Source organism: Methanobrevibacter sp. (assembly GCF_017432245.1).
Lineage (GTDB): Archaea > Methanobacteriota > Methanobacteria > Methanobacteriales > Methanobacteriaceae > Methanobrevibacter.
This window is the reverse complement of the sequence record NZ_JAFRJO010000020.1, coordinates 1-3,199: the sequence shown is the minus strand read 5'-3', so window position 1 is coordinate 3,199 and position 3,199 is coordinate 1. Positions and strand designations below refer to the sequence as shown.

General features: G+C 30.5%; 3 protein-coding genes and 2 tRNA genes. 3 read left to right on the top strand and 2 right to left on the bottom strand.

The features are described from left to right. A partial coding sequence (locus IJI80_RS01835; RefSeq protein WP_292787066.1) for an aminotransferase class IV occupies window positions 1-312 on the bottom strand: 312 nt, incomplete at its 3' end. A 313-nt stretch (window positions 313-625) separates the two neighbouring features. Here IJI80_RS01835 and IJI80_RS01830 point away from each other — a divergent pair. Then, window positions 626-697: transfer RNA gene (locus IJI80_RS01830), tRNA-Val, on the top strand. A 60-nt stretch (window positions 698-757) separates the two neighbouring features. Continuing rightward, window positions 758-829, top strand: a tRNA-Val gene (locus tag IJI80_RS01825). Window positions 830-1,089: 260 nt separating this feature from the next. Here IJI80_RS01825 and IJI80_RS01820 read toward each other — a convergent pair. Continuing rightward, the gene (locus tag IJI80_RS01820; RefSeq protein WP_292787063.1) at window positions 1,090-2,223 is read right to left on the bottom strand and encodes a restriction endonuclease; all 1,134 of its coding nucleotides are present in this window, start codon (window positions 2,221-2,223) and stop codon (window positions 1,090-1,092) included. Between the two features lie 271 nt (window positions 2,224-2,494). On the opposite strand from IJI80_RS01820, the gene IJI80_RS01815 reads away from it, so the two are divergent. Next, window positions 2,495-3,193, top strand: coding sequence for a thymidylate synthase (locus IJI80_RS01815; protein ID WP_292787060.1), 699 nt, complete (start codon window positions 2,495-2,497; stop codon window positions 3,191-3,193). Window positions 3,194-3,199 lie beyond the last annotated feature (6 nt).

The following is a 3,199-nucleotide window of genomic DNA, read 5'->3' as shown; positions in this document are numbered from 1 at the left end:
GCCTCTGTAGGTAATTGGTCTGATGTAACAACCTTTTAAGTTGTTTTCCTTAATGGTTGCTATGATTGCATCACAGATTTCCTCTTGAGTAAATGGAATGTCCATTTTGTAAATTTTAGCGGAATCAAATAATCTTTGTACGTGTTCTTTTAAACGGAATACAGCAGGTCCATTTTCAGTTTCATAACATCTTATACCTTCGAATACTGCAGTTCCATAGTGGACTACGTGAGAGAGAACGCTGATTTTAGCATCTTTCAATGCTACAAATTCTCCATCCATCCAAACTTTTAAATTTTCATCAAATGCCATATTTTCACCTTTTGTCTTTTTAAAAGTATTAATTTCAATGTCAAATTTTAATGTCAATGTAGTTAGTTTTAAGAATTGTTTTATTTAATCAGCACTTGGGCTTGATTAATAGTTTTTAAAAAATAATTCCTTTATTAATTATTTATTTTTTATATTTTAAATATATTGCTTATTTAAAAGATTTTTCATCAGATATTTATGCATTTCATTCATTTTTCGCTAATTTTTTTCAAATTCAAAAAAGGATTTTTATTTTAATTCTTTTCCATCGAAAGTTTTAAATAAGATGTTAACAATATTTATTATGTAGTATGGTTCCGTGGTCTAGGGGTATGATATCTCGCTTACAACGAGAGGATCACGAGTTCGAATCTCGTCGGAACCACTCTATTTTCTTTTTTGAATTAATTTTTTTTACAAACTTTAATTCTACTTTTTTTGCAATGGTTCCGTGGTCTAGGGGTATGATATCTCGCTTACAACGAGATGATCACGAGTTCGAATCTCGTCGGAACCACTTCTCAACTTTTTTTTATTTTTTTAATGTTTCCATCATTCTATTTTCTTTTTTAATTAGCTATTTTTAATTTCCATTAATCTGTTCGTTGATTATAGAATAAACTATTTCATTATAAAAAACTAATTTTGAAAATCGAATAAAAATGAAGATAAAAGAACTAATTTTTTTAAATAAAAAAGAAAATAAAAAAAGAAAAATGGTGGTTTACAAATTAAATTAAGATTTGGTTGAAACGCTTTTTGTGTAAAAGCACTAATCTAGAAAGCAACAATCAATATCATAATTATTACTAATGAAATAAAGAACACGATTGTTCCTTTTACTAAAACATCTGCCTCTCTATCTGAGTATAATACAATACCATAAGAGAGTATCAATGCTATAAATAGTTCAGCAATACCTAAGTATCCTGTAGGGACTTTTACTATTTTTCCAAGGATAAATCCAATTAAATATGAAATAAGGACTACCACAGCAACAGATGCTATTGGATTAGCCAATATAGGCTTTATGATCTCTCCCCAAGGTTTGCTTGGCTTTTGAGGAACATATCCTCCATAATTACTTAAGGCATTGTCAGAAGATGAGAAGAAGCTATGATTGCTGGCAGGCCTATTGCTTCTTTGGCTAAGTGATTTAGGTCTTCTGTTTCCTGAAAGGGAAGGTGCTCTTCTCCTTCTTTTAGGAGCTTGTTGATGACGACTTGCAAATAGTGTGCCAGTTGGTCCTGAATAGTTGTCTCTAGGAGTTTTATTTAAGAACTCAGCACGGTAAAGGTCATCATCATACTCACTGTAATGACTTAATTCCAATCCGCCGACTTCATCCTCATAATATTCCATATCTTCAGAGAATTCCTCATAAGATTCATAAGCACCTTGAAGCCTGTTATATGACCTGTCATCATCATAATCCCTATAATTGGATGTGTTGTCAATATAATCTCTGTTAACATCTCTATTATAGAATGAATCACTATCGATATCTGTTAATCTGTTCGCTCTACGATCCAATCTTGGTTTTGTTTCTTTGTTTTTATTTGAATATTTTTTAGCTAAAGTGACAAGGCTGTTTCTATCGATCAATTTGATTTTTCTCTCTTCAGCATATCTTTTTGCTTGAGATGAAAAACCGGAACTGGTTACAACAGCAACCTTAGAGGCTCTAAGTTTTTTACCAATGACTTCCATTTCCTTTAAAACATCGATTCCAACTTCCCAGTCCTTATCGTAGTTTTTACATGCAACCACTAAACCAAAATCACCCATTGATGTTTGAAGGATTGCATATATGTCTACAACCTGTTGTGATGTCTTAAAATTTTTATAAACTTTAAAGCCAGAATCTTCAAGAACTTTAGCTATAAAATTCACTAATTGTGGCTTTTCCACGGTTTCACCTTATCTTAATTTTAATATAATATATTTATATTTTCTCAATATATAATTTTTATTAAATTTTTCTAAAAAATCAATCAAATTCAATAATATTCTCATCCCATTTCTATAAATTTTTTCATTTTTTCAAATTTTTTCATAATATTTATAATCATGAAAATATATACTATTATTAGTTATATAATCTAAAAAACAATTGAATTTTTAAAATGAGATTTTAAAACATTTAGATTATTTTTAATTATAATTTTAAGGAATAGTTATTATGTTATCTATTGGTCAATGTTACTTAGATTTTGTTGATAAAATCTTAAAAGAGGGAAAGGAAACCTATAAGGACAGTGATCATCATTTAAAGGAAAGTCTTGGTAATTATTATTATATTGATGATCCATTGGATTTGAAATTCAGAGCTAAATATCAGCACATGACTCCTGAATTGATGTTGGAAGAGATTAAAAGCGGAAAATTTGATATTCCTTCATGTCCTATCAAAGGTGATGCATTGTATGAATATGTCAAATCCTTTGAAATAAGGGATGACCAAGGTTTTGTTTACACTTATCCTAATCGTATATTGGAGCATTTTGGTGTAGACCAATTCGAAACCATGAAACAAAGAATCTTGACTGCAACAGGAAGTAACCGTGCAGTTGCTGTTACAATTGATCCTGCATTGGATGGAGATAGGGAAGACATTCCTTGCTTGCAGGTATTGCAGATTCTTGTTAGGGATGGAGAATTAACCATTCACTGTTTCTTCCGTTCCAATGATATTTTTGGAGCATTTTATTCCAACATGTTCTTCATAACATATATTGGAATTAAAATGAAGGAGGAAGTGAATAAGGAAATCATGGGAGATAAGCTAAACTTCGGCGGTCTTCATTACCATTCCACTTCTGGTCACATATACAGCAATGATATGAGAGCAGCTAGAAGATTGATTTCTGCTAATAAATAATCTTAG